Annotated in this window: 20 protein-coding genes; 13 read left to right on the forward strand and 7 right to left on the reverse strand. The window is 67.3% G+C overall.

Annotated elements, in window-relative coordinates:
- The 4 genes from maiA to VF662_RS00905 all read left to right on the forward strand — a co-directional run.
- On the forward strand, positions 1–553 hold a 553-nt coding region (gene maiA / locus VF662_RS00890), incomplete at its 5' end, for a maleylacetoacetate isomerase (RefSeq protein ID WP_464136594.1).
- A 67-nt stretch (positions 554–620) separates the two neighbouring features.
- A complete protein-coding gene (locus VF662_RS00895; protein ID WP_464136635.1) occupies positions 621–1,406 on the forward strand; it encodes a class II aldolase/adducin family protein in 786 nt (261 codons plus the stop codon).
- A 115-nt stretch (positions 1,407–1,521) separates the two neighbouring features.
- On the forward strand, positions 1,522–1,905 hold the full coding sequence (locus tag VF662_RS00900; protein WP_464136596.1) for a response regulator transcription factor: 384 nt from the start codon (positions 1,522–1,524) through the stop codon (positions 1,903–1,905).
- A gap of 40 nt (positions 1,906–1,945) precedes the next feature.
- Positions 1,946–2,287 carry a VanZ family protein gene (locus tag VF662_RS00905; RefSeq protein ID WP_464136597.1) on the forward strand — a complete coding sequence of 114 codons (342 nt, stop codon included), beginning with the start codon at positions 1,946–1,948 and terminating at the stop codon, positions 2,285–2,287.
- A gap of 9 nt (positions 2,288–2,296) precedes the next feature.
- On the opposite strand, the gene VF662_RS00910 is transcribed toward VF662_RS00905, so the two are convergent.
- The 4 genes from VF662_RS00910 to VF662_RS00925 all read right to left on the reverse strand — a co-directional run bounded on the left by VF662_RS00910 (position 2,297) and on the right by VF662_RS00925 (position 7,793).
- A complete protein-coding gene (locus tag VF662_RS00910) occupies positions 2,297–4,114 on the reverse strand; it encodes a M1 family metallopeptidase (RefSeq protein ID WP_464136636.1) in 1,818 nt (605 codons plus the stop codon).
- A 159-nt stretch (positions 4,115–4,273) separates the two neighbouring features.
- Entirely contained in the window at positions 4,274–4,870 is a 597-nt protein-coding gene (locus tag VF662_RS00915; protein WP_464136601.1) for a phosphatase PAP2 family protein, read from the reverse strand.
- Positions 4,871–5,086: 216 nt separating this feature from the next.
- Entirely contained in the window at positions 5,087–6,940 is a 1,854-nt protein-coding gene (locus tag VF662_RS00920) for an autotransporter domain-containing protein (RefSeq protein ID WP_464136603.1), read from the reverse strand.
- Between the two features lie 91 nt (positions 6,941–7,031).
- A complete protein-coding gene (locus VF662_RS00925; protein ID WP_464136605.1) occupies positions 7,032–7,793 on the reverse strand; it encodes a hypothetical protein in 762 nt (253 codons plus the stop codon).
- A gap of 155 nt (positions 7,794–7,948) precedes the next feature.
- Here VF662_RS00925 and VF662_RS00930 point away from each other — a divergent pair, with 155 nt between their 5' ends.
- Positions 7,949–9,454 carry a helicase HerA domain-containing protein gene (locus VF662_RS00930; RefSeq protein WP_464136638.1) on the forward strand — a complete coding sequence of 502 codons (1,506 nt, stop codon included), beginning with the start codon at positions 7,949–7,951 and terminating at the stop codon, positions 9,452–9,454.
- A 31-nt stretch (positions 9,455–9,485) separates the two neighbouring features.
- Here the strand turns inward: VF662_RS00930 and VF662_RS00935 are convergent, their stop codons facing one another.
- Positions 9,486–9,707: a hypothetical protein gene (locus VF662_RS00935; protein WP_464136608.1), complete on the reverse strand. Its 222-nt coding sequence runs from the start codon at positions 9,705–9,707 to the stop codon at positions 9,486–9,488.
- Positions 9,708–9,871: 164 nt separating this feature from the next.
- On the opposite strand from VF662_RS00935, the gene VF662_RS00940 reads away from it, so the two are divergent.
- From VF662_RS00940 to VF662_RS00960, 5 genes are all read left to right on the forward strand, one after another.
- Positions 9,872–10,213: a hypothetical protein gene (locus VF662_RS00940; RefSeq protein WP_464136610.1), complete on the forward strand. Its 342-nt coding sequence runs from the start codon at positions 9,872–9,874 to the stop codon at positions 10,211–10,213.
- An 88-nt stretch (positions 10,214–10,301) separates the two neighbouring features.
- Positions 10,302–11,690 carry a TIGR03013 family XrtA/PEP-CTERM system glycosyltransferase gene (locus VF662_RS00945; RefSeq protein ID WP_464136612.1) on the forward strand — a complete coding sequence of 463 codons (1,389 nt, stop codon included), beginning with the start codon at positions 10,302–10,304 and terminating at the stop codon, positions 11,688–11,690.
- Positions 11,687–13,768: an XrtA/PEP-CTERM system histidine kinase PrsK gene (gene prsK / locus VF662_RS00950; RefSeq protein ID WP_464136614.1), complete on the forward strand. Its 2,082-nt coding sequence runs from the start codon at positions 11,687–11,689 to the stop codon at positions 13,766–13,768. The genes VF662_RS00945 and prsK overlap by 4 nt, the downstream gene beginning before the upstream one ends.
- Positions 13,765–15,141, forward strand: a complete 1,377-nt coding sequence (gene prsR / locus VF662_RS00955; RefSeq protein ID WP_464136616.1) for a PEP-CTERM-box response regulator transcription factor — start codon at positions 13,765–13,767, stop codon at positions 15,139–15,141. Before prsK ends, prsR begins: the two co-directional genes overlap by 4 nt.
- Entirely contained in the window at positions 15,138–17,060 is a 1,923-nt protein-coding gene (locus VF662_RS00960) for a tetratricopeptide repeat protein (RefSeq protein WP_464136618.1), read from the forward strand. Before prsR ends, VF662_RS00960 begins: the two co-directional genes overlap by 4 nt.
- A gap of 5 nt (positions 17,061–17,065) precedes the next feature.
- Here VF662_RS00960 and VF662_RS00965 read toward each other — a convergent pair whose 3' ends face one another.
- Positions 17,066–18,874: an ABC-F family ATP-binding cassette domain-containing protein gene (locus tag VF662_RS00965; RefSeq protein WP_464136620.1), complete on the reverse strand. Its 1,809-nt coding sequence runs from the start codon at positions 18,872–18,874 to the stop codon at positions 17,066–17,068.
- A 164-nt stretch (positions 18,875–19,038) separates the two neighbouring features.
- On the opposite strand from VF662_RS00965, the gene VF662_RS00970 reads away from it, so the two are divergent.
- The 3 genes from VF662_RS00970 (at position 19,039) to VF662_RS00980 (ending at position 21,562) form a co-directional block, all read left to right on the forward strand.
- Complete coding sequence (locus VF662_RS00970; RefSeq protein ID WP_464136622.1) at positions 19,039–19,347, forward strand: PepSY domain-containing protein; 309 nt, start codon at positions 19,039–19,041, stop codon at positions 19,345–19,347.
- Positions 19,348–19,454: 107 nt separating this feature from the next.
- The gene (locus VF662_RS00975) at positions 19,455–20,120 is read left to right on the forward strand and encodes a response regulator transcription factor (protein ID WP_464136626.1); all 666 of its coding nucleotides are present in this window, start codon (positions 19,455–19,457) and stop codon (positions 20,118–20,120) included.
- Between the two features lie 20 nt (positions 20,121–20,140).
- The gene (locus tag VF662_RS00980) at positions 20,141–21,562 is read left to right on the forward strand and encodes a sensor histidine kinase (RefSeq protein ID WP_464136628.1); all 1,422 of its coding nucleotides are present in this window, start codon (positions 20,141–20,143) and stop codon (positions 21,560–21,562) included.
- 10 nt (positions 21,563–21,572) lie between these two features.
- On the opposite strand, the gene VF662_RS00985 is transcribed toward VF662_RS00980, so the two are convergent.
- A complete protein-coding gene (locus VF662_RS00985; RefSeq protein WP_464136631.1) occupies positions 21,573–21,929 on the reverse strand; it encodes a PH domain-containing protein in 357 nt (118 codons plus the stop codon).
- Positions 21,930–22,183 lie beyond the last annotated feature (254 nt).

Genomic DNA, 22,183 nt, shown 5'->3' on the forward strand with positions numbered 1-22,183 from the left:
GACCGTGCCGGTGAACCTCCTCAAGGGCGAGCAGCGGGAGCCGGAGCATCGCGCGCGCAACCCGCAGGCGATGGTGCCGATGCTGGAGGTGGACGGGCTCAGGATCACCCAGAGCCTCGCAATCATCGGCTATCTGGAGGCCACCCGCCCCGATCCGGCGCTGATGCCGCCGGACCCGGCCGAGGCTGCGCATGTGCGTGCGCTGGCGCTGACCGTCGCGTGCGACATCCACCCTTTGAACAACCTTCGGGTGCTGAAATATCTGACCGGCACCCTCGGCCAGGAAGAGGCGGCCAAAAACGAATGGATCGCCCGATGGGTGGGCGAAGGCTTCGCTGCGCTCGAAGCGCTGGCAGCGCCCCGTGCCGGGCGTTTCCTGTTCGGCGATGTGCCGACGCTTGCCGACGTCTGCCTCGTGCCGCAGATGTTCAATGCCCGCCGCTTCGGCGTGCCGGTGGATCATTATCCGACGCTCGTGCATGCGGATGCGGAGGCGAACAGGCTCGAGGCCTTCGCGGCCGCGCACCCGGACAGGGTCGCGCCGGACGCATGAAGGGGTTAGACGGACATGCTGAGCTGAGGAGAAGGCGATGAACCGGGTCGCGGCAATGACGGAGGGGATGGCGAACCTGGCGCCGCTTGCGTCGGTCGAAATCCCCTCGCTCCAGGGCAAGGTTTCGGACGAGGAGTGGAAGATCCGGGTCGATCTCGCAGCCGCCTACCGGCTGGTTGCCTATTACGGCTGGGACGACCTCATCTTCACCCACCTGTCGGCCCGCATCCCCGGGCCCGAGCATCATTTCCTGCTCAACCCCTACAACCTCATGTTCGAGGAGGTGACCGCCTCCAGCCTCGTCAAGGTGGACACGAACGGCCACCCGGTCGAGCCGACGCCGTTCATCACCAATCCCGCCGGCTTCACCATCCATTCGGCGCTGCACATGGCGCGGGAGGACGCCCATGCGGTGATGCACCTCCATACGCCGCATGGGCAGGCGGTCTCCGCGCATTCGGAGGGCCTGCTTCCGCTGACGCAGACGGCGATGCTGATCCGGGGCGACGTCGCCTATCACGATTATGAAGGGGTGGCGGTCGATCTCGACGAGCGGGAGCGGCTTGTCGCCAATCTCGGCGAGAAGGGGGCGATGCTGCTCCGGAACCACGGCACGCTCGCGATCGGCGAGAGCGTGGGCGAGGCGTTCCTCCGCATCTACTTCCTGGAGCGCGCGTGCGAGGCGCAGATCCTGGCGCTATCGGCCGGCGACAATCTAAACAACCCGCCGCAGGGGGCGCCGGAAGTGACTGCGCAGCAGGGCAAGATCGGGCTCAAGCTCGCCGCCGGCGCGCTCGCCTGGCCGGCGCTGCTGCGCAAGGCGTACCGCCTGGATCCCGGCTTCGCGGCTTAAGCGCCGGTAACCAGGACGCCTCACATTTGATAAATAAAAAGCTCGAAAAGGGGGGAGGCAGGGCGCATAGGGCGCGCGGGGGCTCGAGGACCGCGAGCGAGTGGGGAGTGAAGATTTGGCAGGCGCCGTTTACGTCGTCGACGACGACCCGTCCGTGCGTGACTGGGCGGAGATGGTCTGCGAGGAGCTGGGTTTCAGCTGCCTCACCTTCGGGGGCGGCGAGGAATTCCTGGCGGCGCTGGATACGCTCCCGCCCGGCTGCATCCTTCTCGACATGCGCATGCCGCGGCCGAACGGCCTCAGCGTCCAGGCGGAGCTCACCGCCAGGGAAAACCCAATGCCGGTGATCGCGATGACCGGCTATGGCGATGTCGACGTAGCGGTGCAGTCGATGCGGCTCGGAGCGATCGAGTTCCTGGAAAAGCCCTTCACTCGCGCAGTGCTGAAGGAAGCGCTCGATAACGGCTTCCGGCGCCTCGATGAGGGCTCGCAGAGCTAGAAGATTGCGGCACCTGCGGAGCCTCGCTAGCGAGCCCGCGATGACGATCCGCCGGCTCCTCCCTTACGTCTTCTGGGCGGCGATGCTGTTCGGCTTCGTGATGGCGATCCTGCCGAAGCCGCCGACGCTGCCCGGCGAGCCTTCGGACAAGGTGCAGCATATCCTCGCCTTCATCGTGCTGGCGGCGCTTGCGAGCCTTGCCTATCCGCGGCTCAGCCCGCTGAAGATCGGCCTCGGCCTTGCCGTCTACGGAGCGCTGATCGAGTTCACCCAGATGATCCCGGCGCTGCACCGCGACGCTGAGCTTCTCGACTGGATCGCCGACGTCGCCGCAGCCTCGATCGTCCTCATCCTGTTCGCGTTGGTGCGCCGGAGCCGCTGAACGCGTCGATCACGTCTTCGCCAGCGCCTTGTCGACGGTGCCGCTGGTGACGGAATGGTAGAGGGGGCGGGTCTTCCCGTAGATGCGGGTGGCGATCGGCCGGCCCCATTCGCCCTGCGCCACCAGTGCATCGAACAAAGGCGCGACGAACTTGCGGCGACCCATTGAGCCGAGGAACCGCTCCAGCGCCGGGACCGCGGGATCGTAGCGGTTCTCGATCGCGAGCTTCAGCCAGGCGAACAGCACTTCGCTGTTGGTCGAGGCGGAAAGGCGGAAACTCCGGTCGAGCTCCGCCAGCCGCTCGGCCGGCAGCTTGCGCGGAAGCGCGTTGATGAAGCGCAGCCGCTCCGAGGTCGACCAGTTGGCGAACGGCACGGCGCTCACGGCTCCCCCGGCCGCATAGGCTTTGGTGGCCTGATCGACCGCGGCGAAGGCCTGCGCAGGCGGCGGCGCGACATTGGCGGGAATGCCCGGCTTATAGACCCAATCGTCGAGCCGAAGCTTCTGCTCGAGCGCCACATCGCCCTTCAGCAGGTTCTTGCGGAGATCGGCCAGGAAGAGCTGCGCAGTCATCGGCTGGAAGGCGTGCCGGTCGAAATAGGATCGGAGATAGGCGTCCCACCGCTCACGCCCGACCGCCTGCTCGAGCGTGCGGAGCAACGCCGCGCCCTTCTCGTAGGCGATGTCCGTCATTCCTTCGTCGGGATCGACGCCCTCCAGGTTGATATGAAGCACGGTCTTCGGGCTGGCGGGGCCGCCCTCATCCTTCATGGTCGACTGAAGATCGTCCCAGCCGAGCGCGATCTGCCGGTCGGTCGCTTCCTTGCCGTAGAGCTTCTCCATGATCCGGCTGGTGAAATAGGTGGTGAAGCCCTCGTTCAGCCAGAAATCGGACCAGGTGGCGTTGGTGACGAGATTGCCCGACCAGCTGTGCGCAAGCTCGTGCGCGACGGTGTCGACGAGCGACTTGTCGCCTGCGAGCAGGGTGGGCGTCAGGAAGGTCAGCCGCGGGTTCTCCATGCCGCCGAACGGGAAGGAGGGCGGAAGCACGATCATGTCGTAGCGGCCCCAGCGATAGGGGCCGTAAAGCTCCTCGGCCGCCGTGATCATGCGCTCCGTGTCGCCGAACTCGCGGGCCGCCGCATCGATGGTGGCAGGCTCGGCATAGACGCCGCTTCGGGGGCCGAGGTCGCGGAAGGCAAGGTCTCCGACCGCAATCGCGATCAGATAGGGCGCGACCGGCTGGTTCATCCGGAACCGGTAGGCGCGGCCCCCCTTTGCCTCTTCGCCCTTAGGCGTGAGATCCTCGCCGCTCATCACCGCGCGGAGCGGCTGCGGCACCACGATCCGCGCTTCCCAGGTCTGGCGGATGCCCGGGCTGTCCTGAGTCGGGATCCAGGTGCGGTTGAGGATCGCCTGTCCCTGGCTGAACAGGAACGGATATTTCTTGCCCGCGGTCTGCTCGGGGCTCAGCCATTGCAGCGCCGCCGCCTCGGGCGCGCTCTGATAGGTGATGACGATCCGCTTGGCGCCGTTCAGGCTCACCGTCAGCGGCGACCCGAGCACCGGGTCCGCGTCTCCCTCGGTATAGGGGAGGTCCTGCCCCTGCTGGTCGGTGACGCGGGCAATCGCGAGTCCCTTATTGTCGAGTACGACCTCCCGAGCGCCGGGCGCCGCCTGGATGTCGAGCGTCGCGGTGCCGCCGATGCGCTTCGCCTTGAAGTCCGCCGCGAGGTCCAGCGCCACGTGCGTGACCCGCGCCACTTGCGGCTGGGCGAAGCTGTGGATGTCCTTCGCGTCCGGTGTTCCGAGCACCGGCGCGATCATCCGCTCGGTCGTCTGCTTCGGCTCCTGCTTCGGCGCGTCATCATGCTTTTCGGGCGAGCAGGCGGCGATCAGCAAAGTCGCGATCAAGGCGGAGCGACGGACGAAGCGGGCTGGAATGAACACGTGGGGCGGCTCCGGAAGGGGGAGAAGCCGGCAAGGCTAGCTTTCCGTACCGTCTCCGGCAAGCGGCACCGCCCCGAGCGCGTGATCGAGCGCCGCATCGGCGGCGATCCCGATCGTCAGCCCCGCCCCCACGTCGCTCGGATAATGGGAGCAGCGCGGCACCTGCGCCAGCGCGATGAGGCCCGCGGCGGCGTAAGCCGGGCCAGCGTATTCGGGGAACTCCCGGGCGAACGCGCTCGCCACCGCGGCTGCGCCAGCGCTGTGGCCGGACGGGAAACTGGTTTCTTCCTTGGCGGTGTTGGTACCCGGCTTGATCTTCGGCTTGTTATCGCCGCTGGAGCGTGGGCGGGAGCGATCGACGCGATGCTTGACCGCGTCCTTCAGCACCGTTGCAAGCGTGTGGGAGGCGAGCGCCCGCGCGCCCGCTGCCGCAAGCCGCCGATTGCCGCCTGCAAGCCCGGCAGCGATCGCGGCGGCGCAGAAGGTGCGAAGCGGCGGCTGGTCGCCGGCCTTGCTGAGCCAGGACAGGAGGCGGATCGGCACCGTCTGCCGATAGGGGCTGACGGCCGCCGCTGCGGCTGCGTCCGCCTCTTCGAGTCTGCCGACGATCTCGGGCTTCCTGTTCTTCGCCATGTCCCCCGAACGCGGCGGGAGCGCATAGGTGCCCCCGGCTGCATCTCGGGCCCAAAAGAAGAGGGGCGCCCCGGCCGCTTGGTTAAACCGGGGCGCCCCAGGGGAAGGGGGGACTTTGCATTGCTTACGAGAGGAAAACGGCCGCGCCCGCGGATGAGTTTCAGCCTTGGCGACGAGGCGTTGCAGGGGCCGGTCGGATCGACCGGCCCCGCGCGTTCAGAAGCCGAGGCGGAGCGCCACCGATCCCGATCTGTCGTTCCCGCCGTCCCGCTCGAGCGTGACGGAGCCGAGCACCTGCACTGCGATCGCATTGGTGACGCCGATGCTGACGCCTCCGCTGAGGCGGCCGTAGGTATCGTCGGGACGGTCCGGCAGCTGCCAGCTGTTGACGATCGTGGGCGATGCGGTGCCGGCGTAGCGGATGGTGCGCGCGTCGCCCTCGAACTCCCGCTCCAGCGTCGCGCTGAGGAAGGGCCGCATTGCCGCGCCTCCATAGTCGAAGCTGCCGCGCGCCTCGATGCCCGCTTCGCCGAGCAGGGTGGTGGCCTTCTGGTCCGAGACGGAGAGCGTCAGGACCGGGTCCCCCGCCTCGACATAATCGTCGATCTCGACCTTGGCATAGTGAAGCCCGGCCACGGGGCCGATGCGAAGGCCGCCGAAGCCGACCAGATAGCCGAGGCGGACGCCGGCATTAAGGGTGTCGCCGTCCGGAGTGGCGCTGATGTCGTCGATCACGCCCTGGCGGCGTATCTTGTAGTCGAGACGGCCGATGCCGGCATGCCCCTGAACGAATGCCCCGCCGCCCGACCAGGCGGCGTAGACGCCGGCCTGCTTCGCGTTCGCCTTCGCCCGGCCGCTGCCGCCCATCTCGGCCGTGGATTGCGACAGGTTGACTGCGCCGCCGATCAGGAAGCCGCCCTGATCATATTCGACGCCGGCGGTCACTCCGCCGGTTTCGAGACCGTAGCCGAGCGCCATCAGCCTGCCCGCATGATCCGCCTTCGCGAAATTGCCCGCGGCATAGAAGCGAAGGGGCTTGCCCTCGCCGCCGCCGGAGCGTGCGTCGCTCAGGCTGGCGCGCGCTTGCAGGGTCTGGCCGAACGCGGTCGCGCCCCGGAGGCCTGACATTGCCTGCGCTTCGAGATGCAGCGGCGCTTCGAGTTGGCGGACTGCATAACGGCCGACGATCTCGAACCCGGCCGAGGTGAGGTGCACCTGATCGACATAGAAGAGATAGCGGCTGAGGAGCTCCGGATTGGTGGTGACGCAGGCGGTCGGGCAGGCGCCCGCGCTCTGCATTCCGAACGCGGCCAGGTTGCTCTGCACGCGGTCGCCGATCAGGTTGAGATCGAGATAGTTCACGATCACGCCGCCGTTCGCGATGCTGGAAAGCGAGCTCTTGATGCCGGTATTGAAGGCGGTGGCGTAGGCGCTTCCAACCTGGGCGATGGCAAGGCCGCTCACCTCAGGCAGGCGTCCGACGTCGCCGGCGAGGAAGGTGATGTTGCGCGCGCCCGCGCCGACCAGCGCGTTGATGCCGGTGGTTGCTTCTCCGACGCGAGCAGCGGCCTGGGCAGGCGCTCCGGCGATGAGGGTGCTCAGCTGCGCTGCGGTCGGGTTCAGGCCGAGGCTCCGTTCGTAGGCGCGGGCGTCGTTGCCGCCGATCGAGAGCACCAGCAGGTCCTGCGGAGCGAACTTGCCGGAGACGCGCGGAAAGGCCGCCGGTCCGCCGCCTGCCAGGAACGACTGGTATTCGGTCGTGAAGCCGGGGATGCCGGGGCCGTTGATGTTGCCGTTGTTGGTGAAGGCGCCGCCGATCGCGAAATTATCGACCGGCACGTTGAGCAGGGCCGCCATCGTATCGACGAAGTTGGTTTTGTCGCTGAACCGGCCGTTGGGATAGACCGCTGGACGCGGGATCCCAAGCAGCTCGAACAGGTTGCCGTCGTCGGCATAGCTGTCGCCGAAGGCGACGATGCGATTCACTCTTTGCGCGCCCGCGGGCGCGGCCATCGCCAGCGCAGCGAGACTTGCCGCCGACAAGGCGACGGCTTTCCGATACTTTCTCATTTTCCCTCCCCGGCCCGGCGTTCTGCGCGCCGGGTGGGCAAGTGATAGGACGGGCCCGGCAGGCTGACAAGAACGGCGGCCGCCCTCGCCGCTATTCGCGAGCCTTCATGTTATAATCGATCCGGATTCGGACCCAGGTGCCGACCAGCTCTTTCCCTCCGACTCTGGGCGGGCGCACCAGGAACTGCCAGGCCGCCTGGCGGACGGCGCCGGAGAGGCGGCTTCCAAGCGGCCAGCTGTCGAGCTCGACGCAATCGTCCACGCGGTAGCGCTCCACCGTCCGGCAGGCGACGAGGCCCCAGCCCTCCTTCGGCATTCGCGCTGGAAGGTAGCCGCTCAGTTCCGCGTCGGTGGGCTTGCGGTACCATTGCGCCGCATAGAGCGGTTCGCCGTTGGGCGCCGTGCCGACGCGTTCGGAATCGCCGGCCCCGGAACCCTGCGCGCTCCGATTGCCGGACGCGCCGCCTCTCGTCCCAAGCTTGGCGATGTCCGCGGCCGCGAACTCCTCCTTCGTCAGCACGATGAAAGGCAGCGGGTTTTCGCTCGGCAGCGGGGGAGGCTTCACCGGCGGCGGGGGCAGCGGGCGCTGCGGCTGCGGCTCCGGCCGGGCTTGCGGCTCCGCCGCCGCCTTGGTCGGCTGCGCCGACGGCTCCGGCTCGGCCTCCGGGCGCAGGTCGAGAAGGGTCGGGCTGCCCTTGAACTGCGGCCGCTTCAACGACTGCCCGTTGAGGCTCAGCAAGGTGAAGATGAGAAGGAGGTTGATGATGATCGCAAGCGCGAACGACACCGCCCGGCGGCGAAGCGAGGGAACGTCGCCTTGTGCTGGAGCGGAGAGGTTCGAAACAAAGCGCAACGATCGGAAAACCTGGAATGATTTGAAGGGTGTCGGAGGCTCCGCGCCCGGCGCCTGCTCCTGTTAGTGCATGCGGTGCGATTATGTCAGCCCTGTGTCCCGGATCCGCCGATATGACCTTGCCTCCCCGCCCGCGCATCGGTCACAGCGCGTGGATGACCTCGATCCACATGGGCCTGAGCGGCGACGGTAAAGCCGCGTTCGTCGATCTTGAAGAGCTGCTTGCGACCAGGCTTCTGGTGCAGGGGAATTCCGGCTCCGGGAAATCGCACCTGCTGCGCCGGCTGCTGGAGGAAAGCGCAGGGATCGTCCAGCAGATCGTGATCGATCCGGAAGGCGACTTCGTCTCCCTCTCCGAGGAATTCGACCACGTCTCGATCGAGGCGGCCGATTACAGCCTGGCCGAGATCGGCCGGATCGGCGCCCGCATACGCGCCCACCGCGCCTCGGTGGTTCTGAACCTCGAGGGGCTGGAGATGGAGGGGCAGATGCGCTGCGTCGCCGCCTTCCTCTCCGCCTTGTTCGATGCGCCGCGCGAGCATTGGTATCCTGCGCTGGTGATCGTCGATGAAGCGCAGGTGTTCGCGCCCGCGGCCGGAGGCGAGGTCGCCGACGAGGTTCGCCGGGCGTCACTGGGTGCGATGACCAACCTCATGTGCCGCGGCCGCAAGCGGGGCCTGGCGGGGGTGGTCGCGACGCAGCGGCTTGCCAAGCTCGCCAAGAATGTCGCGGCCGAAGCGTCCAACTTCCTGATGGGCCGCACCTTCCTCGATATCGACATGCAGCGCGCCGCCGACCTGCTCGGAATGGAGCGCCGGCAGGCGGAGGTGATCCGCGACCTTTCGCGCGGCGAGTTCCTGGCGCTCGGGCCGGCTGTCTCGCGCCGGCCGGTCAGCATCCGCATCGGCGAGGTGAGGACCGGTACCAGGGCGGCCGGGCCGAGGCTCGTCCCGCTGCCCGCCGCGACCGCCGGGGAATTCGAGGAGCTGCTTTTCGCTACCCAGGACGATGGTACGGCCGCCGCTTCGCCTCTCGCTCCTCCACCCGTCCCGGCCGAGGACGTGCTGCGCGCGATCGCGGCGCCCGCGCTCGCACCCGTGCCGGACGTGCCCGTGCTCGCGGGCGATGAGCAGGAGGCGGTGGTGAAGCTCGTCATTCGCGAGATGGCGGGCGAAGGCGCTGCCCAGCCTGCTGCGACCGCTTACCAGGATTTTATCGTCAGGTGCCGGATGCGGGGAGCCTCCGCCGATCTCGATATGGGGGGCTTCGGCCGGCAGCTCGCTTTTGCCCGCGCCGGGATCGCCGATGACGCGGGATGGGACGATGCCGTTGCGCTCGCCGCCTCGCTTCCCGAGGAGATGCTGGCGCCCTTCCTTGCCCTCGCCCGCGCGGCCCGCGAGGGCGCCGACTGCCCCACGGACGAGGAATTGGCGTCTCTTTACGGGACCAGTTCGACCGGCCGTGCCCGCCGGATGCTTGCCTTCGTCGAGGAGAGGGGGCTGATCGTCTGCCGCATCGACCTGTCGGGAAGGCGCACGGTGAGCCTCCCGCACCTCGGCTGGACGACCGCTCCCGCAATCCCCGATCCCGCGCGTCCCTCTCCGATGGCGCGGATTGCGGCGCGGGAGCCGCGCTCCGCCTCCATGCGGTCGGGAAGCTGAGGCGCCGGCAGGGACCTGGACGAGCGGCGCGCTAGCCGGCCGTACGGACCTTTTTAGCTGCGGCGCCGTCGGCCTTCCCGCCTGCAAGCGCGTCCAGCGTCGTCACCCGCCGAGTCCCGCACCAGATCTCACCCGCGCGCCCTTCAAGCATCGGTCGGGCCTGCCGCACTGCCAGAACGTCGTCCTCCGCCTCGATATCGTCGGCGTGGGTGAAACTTCCGTTCTTCAGGTGATAGAGGCGGTAATGCGCCATGGAAGCTCCCGGTGGCAGATGGGCGGGAGCATGACGATTATCTCTCAGCCGCTGGAATGCCGAGTTGGACCAGCAGTGATGCGATTCTAACAAATGTTAGGCTTTTTGGAATCACCTGGATCAGTGATATCTTCTTTTCGGGAGCAGGCTTCGGGAGCGGGAAATTGGAGAAGCAGATTCGCCGTTTCGCCTCATGCTTGCTGCTGCTCGCGCTGTCGGCATGCGATCAGCGCCAGGAGGAGCAGGGCCCGCCGCCTCCCGCCAGCATAAGCGAGTACAAGCAGCGCATCGACCGGCTCGCTCCGCAGCAGCGGGACGCCGTGTTCATCCGCGCCATCCGCGATGCCGGCATGGACTGCCAGAAGGTCGTGGGCTCGGGATCGAGCGGCCTCCAGTTCGGGATGCCGAGCTGGGTCGCCCGCTGCGACGACGGCAGGGATTGGATGATCATGCTCGACAAGGGCGGCCGGGCCCACGTCGCACGCCGGGAAGAGAAGAAGGGCTGAGCCTCCCTTAAAAGAAAATTCGTCAATTTCTGCGACACGTCCGCCCGTGTCGGAATCCCTTACATATGACTGCTTAGGCTAGGGCGGCGTGGTCAGGCTGTTCAAACATTATGTGCCGCACACCGTGCTGCTGCTCGGGGTGATCGACCTTGCCGTGCTGCTGATCGCAGGCGAGGCCGCATGGATCCTGCGCTTCTGGCAGATCGACGGCGAAATCGACCCGTCGGCGAGCCGGATCCCGCAGATGATCACGTTCGCGGTCACGTTGCAGCTGGCGATGGTGGGTGTCGGGGTTTACGGCGTCGAATCGCTGCAATCGATGCGGTTCGCGGTGGCTCGGCTGGTGGTGTCGATCTCGCTCGGCGTGCTGCTCCTGTCGCTGGTCTTCTTCCTGCTTCCCGCCTTCGCCTTCTGGCGGTCGAACCTCCTCTACGCCATGGCGTTCGCTCTTGGGGGATTGACGCTCGTTCGCGTGATGCTCGGCCACACGCTGGACGGGGAAGCGTTCAAGCGGCGCGTGCTGATCCTCGGTGCGGGGCCGCGGGCGGCGCGCGTCGAGGAGCTCGCCCGCCGGAACGGCGCGAGCTTTTGCGTCGCCGGCTATGTCAGCATGAACGATGGTCCCCCTGCCGTTCTGCGCGCAGTGAACCGTGCCGACATCGCGAACCTTTCCGCCCATGTCGTGAAGCTGAAGGCGAGCGAAGTGGTGCTTGCGATCGAGGAGCGGCGGAACGCGCTTCCGCTGAACGATCTCCTCAGGATCAAGACCACGGGCGTTCACGTGAACGACCTCTCCTCCTTCCTCGAGCGGGAGACCGGGCGGGTCGATCTTGACAGCCTCAACCCGAGCTGGCTCATCTTTTCCGACGGCTTTTCTGCCGGGCGGAGGCTTTCGAGCGCCGGCAAGCGGCTGTTCGACATCATCGTCAGCGCGATCATCCTGGCGCTGACGGGGCCGGTGATCCTCCTCACCGCCCTTCTCGTGAAGCTCGAGAGCAAGGGGCCCGCCTTCTTCCGCCAGCGCCGAGTCGGCCTCTACGGCCAGCATTTCGACATATTGAAGCTGCGCTCGATGCGGGAAGACGCGGAGGTGGGCGGCGTCGCGGTGTGGGCCCAGAAGGATGATCCGCGCGTGACCCGCATCGGCTCCGTGATCCGTAAGCTCCGGATCGACGAGCTGCCGCAGGCCTGGAGCGTGCTGAAGGGCGAGATGAGCTTCGTCGGCCCGCGCCCCGAACGTCCGCAATTCGTCGCCGACCTCGAGGCGCGCCTGCCATATTATGCCGAGCGGCACATGGTGAAGCCGGGGATCACGGGCTGGGCCCAGATCAACTATCCTTACGGCGCCTCGACCGAGGATGCGCGCCACAAGCTCGAATACGACCTCTATTACGCGAAGAATTACACGCCTTTCCTCGATCTCCTGATCCTCCTCCAGACGGTGCGCGTCGTGCTGTGGCCGGAGGGCGCGAGATGATCAGCTTCATCCTCTTCTGGAGCCACTCGTTGGCCGCGATCCTGTTCGGGGCGCTCGCCATCTGGCAGCTCCGGAACTGGCAGGACAATCCGCGCAGCCGGGCGCTGGTCTCCGCGTTCGCGGTGATGTCCGTGTGGAGCATCTTCGTTGCGATGCTCGGACCCCGGGACCTCATGTCGGGCCTTGCCGAAAGCGCCCGCAACTTCGCCTTCCTCGCCTTTATGTACGGCATCGTCCGTTCCGCCGGCGACGACGAGCGGCACCGCGCGATCAGGGTCGTCTACACGGCGGTCGCGGCCGTCATCGGCCTCCAGATTGTGATTGCGGGCGTGTTGCCGCGGTTCGGGTCCGAGGATGTGGTCTATCAGGCGCTGAGCTCCACCGCGAACATCCTGGGGCTCACCATCGCCGCCGGTTCGCTGGTTCTGGTGCACAATCTCTACGGTCAGGCGGCGCCGGATTCCCGCTGGGGCATCCGCATGCCGATGATCGCGCTTGCGGTGATGTGGGGCTACGACCTCCATCTCTACACGGTCGCCTATCTGACGCGCGGCACGCCTGCGGATCTCTTCGCCATGCGGGGAGCGATCATCGCGACGACGGTGCCGCTGTTCACGCTCGCGAGCCGGCGGAATTCCAACTGGAAGATGCAGATCTCCCGCGCCGCCACCTTCCAGTCGCTCTCGGTGATGACCATCCTCGCCTACCTCATCCTGATGATGTCGGCGACGCGCGCGATGGAGATCGTCGGCGGCGACTGGGTGCGGATCGGCCAGATCGCGCTCATCTTCGGAATGACCATCGCCGCTGCGGTCCTCCTGCCTTCGGGCCGGGCGCGGGCGTGGCTGCGGGTCACCTTGTCCAAGCACCTGTTCGAGCATCGTTACGATTATCGCGAGGAGTGGCTGCGCTTCACTCGGACGATCGGCCATGGCGGCGAGGATGCCGCGCCGCTCGCCGACCGGGTGATCAAGGCTCTCGCGGAGATCGCCGCGTCTCCGGGCGGGCTGCTGCTCGCCGTGGACGACCAGCTCAAGCTCTCCCCCGCGGCCCGCTGGAACTGGACGAATGCGGAAGGCAGGGACGATGCCGAGCCGGAATTCCTCCGCTTCCTCGAAGCGACCGGCCACGTTGTCGACTTCGAAGCCGTGCAGGACGGATGCCTGGTCGCGGGCGATCGGCGCATCCCCATTCCCCAGTGGATGCTTGCCGGCGGCACTGCCTGGGCCGGCGCTCCGCTCCTCCATTCCGATCGGCTCGTCGGTTTCGCGATCCTCCAGCACCCGGTCGTTCGCCGGCCGCTCGACTGGGAGGATTACGACCTGTTCCGCACCGCCGGTATGCAGGCGGCCAGCTATCTTGCCGAGGCGCGCAGCCAGGAGGCGCTCGCCAACGTGCAGCGCTTCGACGAATTCAACCGCCGCTTCGCCTTCATCCTGCACGACATCAAGAATCTGGTGAGCCAGCTGAGCCTGGTCGCGCGAAACGCCGAGCGGCACGCCGAGAACCCGGAATTTCGGGCGGACATGATCGCGACGCTGCAAAGCTCCGTCAAAAAGATGAACGACCTGCTTGTCCGCCTATCGCCCGGAAGCAGGCGCGAGGCCGAAGCGCTGCGGCCAACGGCGCTCCAGCCGCTCGTCGCCCAGATTGCCGCCGCGAAGCAGCGCGTTCATCCAATCGAACTGTTCGGCGACCACGCCGTCGGCGCCCTCGCCGATCCGGTGCGGCTCGAGCAGGCGCTCGGCCACATCGTTCAGAATGCAATCGATGCGAGCGCACCCGGGGAGCCGGTGCGCATCTGCTACGGGGAGCGGGGGCTCGAAGCCGCGATCGAGGTGATCGACAGCGGCTCCGGGATGAGCGCCGATTTCATCCGCTCCCGCCTGTTCCAGCCCTTCGCTTCCACCAAGGACGGCGGCTTCGGCATCGGCGCGTTCGAGGCGCGGAGCCTGATCGCCGGAATGGGCGGCCGGATCGAGGTCGAGAGCCGAGAAGGCGAAGGAAGCCGCTTCACCATCTTTTTACCGGCAGCGCAGACAGATGCGCTGCCCCAGCCTGAACGGATGCGCGCATGAACGCCCCCCAGAAGATCGAGCAGCAGAAGGCGAAGCTCCTGATCGTCGAGGACGACGAGGGGCTGCAGCGGCAGCTGCGCTGGGCCTATGACGATTATGAGGTGCTGGTCGCAAGCAGCCGCGAGGTTGCCGTCGATCTCCTCCGCTCCGAAGAGCCGGCCGTCGTCACGCTGGACCTGGGCCTCCCGCCCGATCCGGACGGGGTCACCGAAGGTTTCGCGACGCTCGAGACCATCCTGTCGCTGAAGCCCGACACCAAGGTGATCGTCGCTTCCGGCCACGGCGCCCGCGAAAGTGCGCTTCGGGCGATCTCGTCCGGTGCCTACGATTTCTACCAGAAGCCGGTCGATATCGATCAGCTCGGCCTCATCGTCCGGCGCGCCTTCCAGCTGCACGAGATCGAGAACGAGAACCGGCGTCTCGAGGAGCGCAGCGGCGACGAGCGCACCGTGCTCGGCACGATGATCACCGCTGCGCCCGAGATGCTGAAGGTCGCCCGAACGATCGAACGCGTCGCCAACGCCGCCGTCTCGGTGATGCTGCTCGGCGCGAGCGGCACCGGCAAGGAGCTTCTCGCGCGCGGCCTGCACCAGTCGAGCGGCCGCAGGAACGGGGCGTTCGTGGCGATCAACTGCGCGGCGATCCCCGAGAACCTGCTCGAAGCGGAGCTGTTCGGCTACGAGAAGGGCGCGTTCACCGGCGCGATCAAGACGACCGAGGGCAAGATCGAGCTCGCCCATGGCGGCACGCTCTTCCTCGACGAGGTCGGCGATATCCCGCTTCCGCTGCAGGTGAAGCTGCTCCGCTTCCTCCAGGAGCGGACGATCGAGCGGATCGGCGGCCGCAAGGCGATCCCGGTCGACACCCGCATCGTCTGCGCGACCCACCAGGACCTGCCGGAGATGATCAAGGCGGGCAGCTTCCGCGAGGATCTCTATTATCGCCTGGCCGAGATCGTGGTGAAGATCCCGACGCTTGCCGAACGCCACGGCGATGCGACCCTGCTCGCCAAGCATTTCCTCAACCGCTTTTCGAAGGAAATGAACCCCGCGGTGAAGGGCTTTGCCCCGAGCGCCCTCTCCTCGATCAACGAGTGGCCGTGGCCCGGCAACGTCCGCGAGCTCGAGAACCGGATGAAGCGCGCCGTGATCATGGCCGAAGGCAAGCTGATCACCGCCGAGGATCTGGACCTGGAGGAGGAAGGCGAAAGTCTTCCGGTCAACCTCAAGGCCGCCCGCGAGGACACTGATCGGAAGGTGATCCGGCAGGCGCTGGCGCGGACTGAGAACAACATTTCAAAGGCTGCGAAGCTGCTCGGGATCAGCCGCCCGACGCTTTACGACCTCCTCAAGCAATATGATCTGCAGCCGTGAGGAGCCGCCGCTTCCTCTCTGCCGGCCTGCTGCTCGCCGCCGCCGCTTGCGCGAATGCGCCCGCGGGCACCGCGGCCGAGCGGGGGCTTGCAGCGCTGAGGGACGGGCAGCCGCGGACCGCGCGGGTCGAGCTCCTGAACGCGATCAAGGAGCATCCGAACGATCCGAGGCTCCGGATCCTGCAGGCGGAGGCCTATCTCGCTCTGCGCGAGGGAGTCTCCGCTCAGGCCGAGATCGACCGGGCACGGAAGCTCGGCGCACCGGTCAGCGCAACCGGCCACCTCATGGCGCATGCATTGCTGCTCCAGGAGCAATACCGGCGTGCGCTCAACGAAGCGGCCAAAGCGGGGCCGGACAGCGCAGCATACGCATCGTGGGTGCGCGGGCTGGCGCTCTCGGCACTCGGCGACAATGCAGGCGCGGCCGCCGCGCTCGACTATGCCGTTGGCGCGGCGCCGAAGGACCATCGCGCCTGGCTCGCCTTCGCCCGCTTCCGCCGCACGAACGGCGATTTCGCAGGCGCGATCGAGGCCGCCGACAAGGCGGTTTCGCTCAAGCCTGCAAATGTGGAGGCGATCACGCTCCGCGGCGAGCTAACGCGCAGCCAGTACGGCCTCAGCGCCGCAATCCCCTGGTTCGATCGCGCGCTGGAGATCGATCCCAACGACGTCACTGCGCTCCTCGAACGCGCCGCAACCTTCGGCGACATGGGGCAGGCGAGCGCGATGCTTGCCGACACGCGGAAGGTGCTCTCGCTCGTCCGAACCAATCCGATGGCCTACTTCCTCCAGGCGACGCTTGCCGCCCGAGCGGGCAATTTCGAGCTTGCGCAGTCGCTCTATCAGCGCACCGGCGGCACGTTCGACGATCAGCCGGCGGGAATGCTGCTTGCGAGCGCCATCGATTACCAAACCGGCAGCGTGGAGCGCGCCATCGTCCGGCTCGACCGGCTGGTCGACCTCCAGCCGTCGAACCTGAAGGCGCGCAAGCTGCTCGCGGCGGCGCAGTGGCGGCTCGGCGACGCTTCGGCCGCAGCCGGGACGCTCCGCCCGCTCGCCGACCGCCCCGACGCCGACAGCTATTCGCTCACCCTGATGGGCAAGGCGCTCGCCAAGCTCGGCGATCCCACGCGCGCCTCGATCTATCTCGCCCGCGCCGCCCAGCCGCAGCAGCGGAGCCTCACGGCGCTCGCGTCCGGCCCGGTCAGCGTCGAGGATCTGGCGCTTCTTCGGGGTGCCGTCCGGACCCGCCCGGGCGATCAGCAGGCCAAGATCCGGCTGATCGGGGCGCTCCTTTCCAACGGCCTTGGCGGCGAGGCCCTGGACCTTGCCGTGCGCGTTCAGGCGGACAATCCCGGCGTTCCCGATGCGCATGTACTGGTCGGCGATGCGCGCGGCCTTCAGGGTGACTTCGCGGGGGCGGCGCGCGAATATCGGCGAGCCGCGAACATTGCTTTCACGGAGCCGGTGGCGATGCGCATGGTCGAGGCGCTGGAGCGCTCGGGCCAGGCGCCCGCGGCGGCGCAGGTGCTCCAGCTCTTCCTCCAGCAGAACCCCCGCAGCGTTCCCGCCCAGCTTCTTGCCGCCAACCGCTATCTGCAAGCCGGGGATTGGGCGAACGCAATCCGCTTTTACGAAGGCCTGCGAAGGCGCCTCGGAGACCGGGATGCAGTGATGCTCAACAACCTCGCCTGGGCCTATTCACAGCAGGGGGATTTCGAGGCGGCGATCCCGCTGGCCCGCAAGGCTTGGTCGCTCGACAGGGACAATCCCGCCACGGCCGACACGCTCGGCTGGCTCCTGCTCAAGAGCGGCAAGGATCGGGCCGGAGGGATCGCCCTGCTTCAACGGGCGGCCCGCGGTGCGCCGACAGATGCCGAGATCCGCCGTCACCTTGAGGCCGCCAGGCGCCGGGGCTGACTTTCTCAGCCGGCGAGCGCTTCCACCTGCTCGGCAAGCTCGAGCCAACGTTCCTCGGCGCTGTCCCGCTCCGCCCGTGCCTTGTCGATCTCGGCGGTAAGCTGCGCGAACCGCTTCGGATCGCGCGTGTAGAGGTCGGGGTCAGACAGAGCCGCCTCGCTCCGGGCGATCGCCGCCTCCAGCTCCTCGATCCGGCCCGGGAGCAGGTCGTAGTCGCGCTGGTCCTTGTAGCTGAGCTTCCTGTTCCCTGGCGAGGGCCGGGGCCCAGCTTCGGCGGCTGCCTCCGTGCCGGAGCCCTTGGACTTCGCTCGGAGCGAACGAGTGCCCTGCTCTTCCTTCCGCTTCCGCTGCCAATCCTCGTAGCCGCCCGCGACCACGTCGACCTTTCCCGAGCCGTCGAGGCCCAGCGTGACCGTCACCGTTCGGTCGAGGAAGTCGCGGTCGTGGCTGACGATGAGGACCGTGCCTTCATAATCGCCGATCACCTCCTGAAGGAGGTCGAGGGTCTCCATGTCGAGATCGTTGGTCGGCTCGTCGAGGACCAGAAGGTTCGATCGGCGGGCGAATTCCCGGGCGAGCAGCAGCCGCGAGCGTTCGCCGCCCGACAATGTGCCGATCTTCGCGTCGACGAGGCCTGGCTCGAACAGGAACTCCTTCAGATAGCCCTGCACATGCTTCTTCACGCCCCGGACCTCGATCCAGTCGCCGCCGTCAGCCAGGATGTCGCGGACCCGCTTGTCGGGGTCGAGCAGCCGCCTCTGCTGATCGATCATGATGCCTTCGAGCGTCTTGGCGCGGCTGATGCGGCCCTCGTCCGGCTCCAGCTCGCCGGTGAGCAGCTTCAGAAGAGTGGTCTTGCCGGTGCCGTTGGCGCCGACCACGCCGATCCGGTCGCCGCGCTGGATCCGGAGGGTGAAGTCCTTGATGATCGTTCGGTCATCGAAGCTCTTCGTGACCCGCTCGGCGTCGATTACCATCTTGGTCTTGACGTCGTCATTCTCGAGCCCGAGCCGGGCAGCGCCGGCGGGGCCGATCATCGCCGCCCGCTGCGCCCGCATCTGGTGAAGCTTGGCGAGCCGGCCCTGGTTGCGCTTGCGCCGGGCGGTGACGCCGCGCTGTAGCCAGTGGAGCTCGAGCTTGAGCTTCGCGTCGAGCTTCTCCGCGGCACGAGCTTCCTCGGCATAGACCTGCTCGGTCCAGGCATCGAAGCCGCCGAAGCCGATCTCCGCCCGGCGCAGATCTCCGCGGTCGAGCCAGAGGGAGGAGCGGGTGAGCCGTTTCAGGAAGGTGCGGTCGTGGCTGATCGCGATGAAGGCGCCGGTGTAGCGGCCGAGCCAGTCCTCCAGCCAGTCGATTGCCGCGAGGTCGAGATGGTTGGTCGGCTCGTCGAGCAGCAGCACCTGCGGGTCCTGCGCGAGCGCTCGGGCGATCGCGGCTCGCCTCCGCTCGCCCCCGCTGGCGGTGGCTGCAGGCCGATCGAGCTCCACCCCGATCTGGCTTGCGATCGCATCCACCTCGTGCGCGGGCGGCGCATCGGGTCCGTGCAGCGCGTAATCGCGGAGCGTCTCGAACTTTGCGACCGCCGGGTCCTGCTCCAGCAGCACGACCTTGATGCCCGGCTGGATGGTGCGCCGGCCCTCGTCGGTCTCGATCAGGCCGGCGATGCATTTCAGCAACGTCGTCTTGCCGGCGCCGTTGCGGCCGATCAGCGCCAGCCGGTCGCGCGGACCGATGAACAGATCGAGGCCGCGGAACAGCCAGCCGGAGCCCTGGACGAGGCCGAGATTCTCATATGCAAGGACGGGTGCAGCCATTGCGGGCAGATAGCGATTGCTCCGCCGAACGTCACCCCGGCGTTGGCGGCGGCAACTTTTGCTTTGCGCGCCGAAGCTTAGCATCGTTCCGCTAGCGGCTCATTCACAGCCTGTTCAAAGCCGGCGAGCTATGCCAGTCCTCGAATCTTACGGAAGTGAAGTTGATGGCATTGCGTATCCCCCTCCTGTTCGCCGCCGCGCTGAGCCTTACGGCCCCAAGCGCGCCTGCCGCCACGCCCGTTCAGGGGCGCGAGCAGGACGCCGCGCTGAAGGCGCTCCGGCAGGGCAGGATCATGCCGCTCCGAGCGATCGAGGCGCGCATCGTCCCGCGGATGCGCGGCTTCGATTATCTCGGCCCCGAATTCGATTCGGGTTCCGCCCGCTACCGCCTGAAGTTCATCCGCGCCGGAAGCGTCGTCTGGATCGACATCGATGCGCGCACCGGCGAGATCGTCGGCCAGTCCGGCTACTGAAGCCGCGGTTCGCCTTTGCGGCTTACGTTCTGGCGGTGAAACCATTAACAGCCGCACTGGTTGAATGCCTCTAACGAGGCCGCCCTGGGAGGGATGAGGGACACGACATGCGGGTTTTGATCGTCGAGGACGAACCGAATCTGGGGCGCCAGCTCCGCGCCACGCTTGAAGGCGCGGGCTACGCGGTCGATCTCGCCACCGACGGCGAGGACGGCCATTACCTGGGCTCCACCGAAGCCTATGACGCGATCATCCTCGATCTCGGGCTGCCGGAGGTGGACGGGCTGACGGTGCTCGACCGGTGGAGGAAGGAGGGGATCAAGGTGCCCGTTCTCGTCCTCACCGCGCGCGACAGCTGGTCCGACAAGGTGGCCGGTCTCGATGCCGGCGCCGACGATTATCTCGCCAAGCCGTTCCAGACCGAGGAGCTGATCGCCCGCCTTCGCGCGCTCATCCGCCGCGCCTCCGGCAACGCCTCCACCGAGATGATCGCGGGCGACGTCCGCCTCGACACGCGCTCGGGCAAGGTCACGCTGAACGGCGAGCCGGTGAAGCTCACCGCGCAGGAATACAAGCTTCTCTCCTACCTGATGCACCACAAGGGCAAGGTCGTCTCCCGAACCGAGCTGATCGAGCATATCTACGATCAGGATTTCGATCGGGATTCGAACACGATCGAGGTGTTCGTAACCCGCATCCGCAAGAAGCTCGGGCCGGACGTCATCACCACCATCCGCGGCCTGGGCTACTCGCTCGAAGAACCGGCGGCGTGAACCTCCACGCGGACCCTTAGATGACGTCCGCCTTTCCGTTTCCGAAGCTGCGCGCCGCCAAGGGCGCCCAGAGGCCGTCGAAGCGCGGCGGATCGCTGACGCGGCGGATGATCGTCGTTTCGGCGATCTGGATCATCCTGCTGCTGGGCGTCGGGGGCTTCGCGCTTGACCGGGTGCTGACGCGCGAGCTCGAACGGGCTTTCGACGCACAGCTCGATTATGTGCTGACGGCGCTGATCGCGTCGGCGGAGATCGGCCCCGATGGCGAGGCCTATCTCAACCGCCCACCGGCCGACCAGCGCTTCCTCGAGCCGAATTCAGGCGTCTACTTCCAGATCAGCGCCGTCCGTACCGGCGGTCCGCCGATGGGCACTGCCGACACCGATTTCCCGTCCCGCTCACTTTGGGATCGCCGGCTTCAGGTCCGCGGCGGGCATAACGACTTCAAGGTGCACGTCTACAACACCACCGAGTTCCCGACCGAGACCCTGCGTGTCGTGGAGCGGGATGCGCGCATCCCCGGATCCAAGCTGCGCTGGCGCTTCCAGGTGGCGCAGACCAGGGCGGAGCTCGACGACCAGATCACCGTCCTTCGAAGCACGATGATCACGTCGTTCGGCATTCTCGGCCTCGGGCTCATCATCCTTGCTGCGCTCCAGGCGCTCTACGGGCTTTGGCCGCTCCGCCGCGTGCGCCGGGCCATTGCGCAGATCCGATCGGGCGAGAAGTCGCGGATCGAGGAGAGTTTCCCGCGCGAGATCGAACCGCTGACCGAGGAGCTGAACGCGCTGCTCGTCCACAACGAGGTGCAGGCGGAGGAAGCGCGGCGGCACGCGGGGAACCTTGCCCATGCGCTGAAGACGCCGCTCACCGTCATCACGAATGCGGCCACCGCCAAGAGCCCCGACCTCGCCGACACCGTCTGCCGCGAGGCGACGACGATGCGGCGCCAGGTCGATCACCATCTCGCCCGCGCCCGCGCCATCGGCCGCCGCTCCAGCGCCCAGGCGCGCGCGGATGTCTGGCCGTCGCTGCAGGCGGTGGAGCGAGCCGTCAGCCGGCTCTACGAGAACACCACCGTCGATCTTGCCGGGGACAAGAATGCGTCGGTTCGGGTGGAGCGGCAGGATCTCGACGAGATGGTCGGCAATCTCATCGAAAATGCCGCGAAATATGGCGGCGGCCGGGTGTTCGTGACCGTCAACACGACGCCCGAATGCGTCGAGATCGACGTCGAGGATGACGGCAAAGGCATTCCGGAAGCGGAGCGGACCTCGATCTTCGATCGCGGTGCCCGGCTCGATACCGGCAAGCCCGGCACCGGCCTCGGCCTCGCGATCGTCCGCGACGTCGCGCAGATCTACGGCGGTTCGGTGCAGCTCGAGGAGAGCGAGGATCTCGGCGGCCTGCTGGCGCGGCTCAAGCTCCCGCTCTGCTCCTGAGCCGACCCCTTCAGGGAAGCATCTCCCCGAGCAACCGGTGCAATGCGCCGAGATCGGTACCTTCGTTGGCGCGCAGGTGCAGTGGCTGCGTGTCCGCCCCCAGCCAGATCTTCACCTCGCTCCGCCCTTCGTTCGAGGCTCCCCGAAGCATCGAGAATTGCCGGAGCGCCCGATAGGAGAAAGAGCTCGTCTCCAGTCGCTCCGAGAGCAGCATGTGAAGCTGGATGGTGAGGATGCGCCTGTCGGTGAACAGGATGGTCGTGGTGGTTGCGCGGTAGGCCTCGCGGATCGTCTCCTCCGGCAGCAGCGGTTCTCTGAGCCGCCCCCGTTCGGACTGCGCGATCGAGTCGACATCGAAAATTCGCATTCTTCTTCATGCCCTTATCGCGGCTTCGCTGCAATCCGGCGGTCATCGACGCCGATCGCTCCGTTTCGGACCAGCCTTCACGAACCGTTCGCACCTGCGCTGCTAGCGTCGGCCCATGTCCAGGCATTGGAGCCCGCCGCGCACGCGCCGGCAATTCAGCATCGGCGAGATCCGGCTGACCCTTCTCGCCGGCATCATGCTCGGCCTCGTCGCCGGCGGACTTGGCACCGCCTGGCCGGGCGAAGCACCGGAAT

The sequence above is a fragment of the Allosphingosinicella sp. genome, assembly GCF_036387215.1.
GTDB lineage: Bacteria > Pseudomonadota > Alphaproteobacteria > Sphingomonadales > Sphingomonadaceae > Allosphingosinicella.